The following is a 1,866-nucleotide window of genomic DNA, read 5'->3' on the forward strand; positions in this document are numbered from 1 at the left end:
GGAGTCAGCTGCGCTGACGGCATGTCAAATGTTCCACCCATGAGCAAACCCCTCCGAGACATTCGCTCGAAGCGGGCCCTGGAACCGGAAAAACCGGTTCAGATGCTCCTTAGAAAGGAGGTGATCCAGCCGCACCTTCCGGTACGGCTACCTTGTTACGACTTAGTCCTAATTACCGATCCCACCTTCGACGGCTCCCTCCACAAGGGTTAGGCCACCGGCTTCAGGTGTTACCGACTTTCATGACTTGACGGGCGGTGTGTACAAGACCCGGGAACGTATTCACCGCAGCGTTGCTGATCTGCGATTACTAGCGACTCCGACTTCATGAGGTCGAGTTGCAGACCTCAATCCGAACTGGGACCGGCTTTTTGGGATTCGCTCCACCTTACGGTATCGCAGCCCTTTGTACCGGCCATTGTAGCATGCGTGAAGCCCAAGACATAAGGGGCATGATGATTTGACGTCATCCCCACCTTCCTCCGAGTTGACCCCGGCAGTATCCCATGAGTTCCCACCATTACGTGCTGGCAACATAGAACGAGGGTTGCGCTCGTTGCGGGACTTAACCCAACATCTCACGACACGAGCTGACGACAACCATGCACCACCTGTATAGAGACCTTGCGGGGGGACTGTTTCCAGCCCTTTCCTCTATATGTCAAGCCTTGGTAAGGTTCTTCGCGTTGCATCGAATTAATCCGCATGCTCCGCCGCTTGTGCGGGTCCCCGTCAATTCCTTTGAGTTTTAGCCTTGCGGCCGTACTCCCCAGGCGGGGAACTTAATGCGTTAGCTGCGTCACGGAGACCGTGGAAAGGCCCCCACAACTAGTTCCCAACGTTTACGGGGTGGACTACCAGGGTATCTAAGCCTGTTTGCTCCCCACCCTTTCGCTCCTCAGCGTCAGTTACGGCCCAGAGATCTGCCTTCGCCATCGGTGTTCCTCCTGATATCTGCGCATTCCACCGCTACACCAGGAATTCCAATCTCCCCTACCGCACTCTAGTCTGCCCGTACCCACTGCAGGCCCGAGGTTGAGCCTCGGGTTTTCACAGCAGACGCGACAAACCGCCTACGAGCTCTTTACGCCCAATAATTCCGGATAACGCTTGCGCCCTACGTATTACCGCGGCTGCTGGCACGTAGTTAGCCGGCGCTTTTTCTGCAGGTACCGTCACTCTCGCTTCTTCCCTGCTAAAAGAGGTTTACAACCCGAAGGCCGTCATCCCTCACGCGGCGTTGCTGCATCAGGCTTTCGCCCATTGTGCAATATTCCCCACTGCTGCCTCCCGTAGGAGTCTGGGCCGTGTCTCAGTCCCAGTGTGGCCGGTCACCCTCTCAGGCCGGCTACCCGTCGACGCCTTGGTGAGCCATTACCTCACCAACAAGCTGATAGGCCGCGAGCCCATCCCAGACCAAAAAATCTTTCCCACCAGTAACGATGCCGCTCTGGTGCGTATCCGGTATTAGCAGCTGTTTCCAACTGTTATCCCAGAGTCCGGGGCAGGTTGCTCACGTGTTACTCACCCGTTCGCCACTGATCCACTCCAGCAAGCTGGAGCTTCACCGTTCGACTTGCATGTGTTAAGCACGCCGCCAGCGTTCATCCTGAGCCAGGATCAAACTCTCCGTAAAGAAAAAATGCATACCCCACCGGGAAAACAGTGAAGCAGCGAGTTTGAAACTGACCAAAAACGGATGTCAAAACTGACTTCCAAAATTGATCCAAAGGAATCCCAACGACCAACCAAAAAGGTCAGCCGACGAGGTTATTTGGCATTTGACAAGTGCACGCTGTTGAGTTCTCAAGGATCGGATGCTCCCAGCCCTGCGACTCCCGCCGCAGCCCTCCGGGGCAACTTCTC

Annotated in this window: 1 rRNA gene; it reads right to left on the reverse strand. The window is 55.7% G+C overall.

Annotation, left to right across the window (positions count from 1 at the left end):
- Nucleotides 1-113 precede the first annotated feature (113 nt).
- Nucleotides 114-1,636: ribosomal RNA gene (locus IEX37_RS15800) — 16S ribosomal RNA — on the reverse strand.
- Nucleotides 1,637-1,866: the final 230 nt, after the last annotated feature.

The organism is Microbacterium album, from assembly GCF_014643695.1.
Classification (GTDB): domain Bacteria; phylum Actinomycetota; class Actinomycetes; order Actinomycetales; family Microbacteriaceae; genus Microbacterium; species Microbacterium album.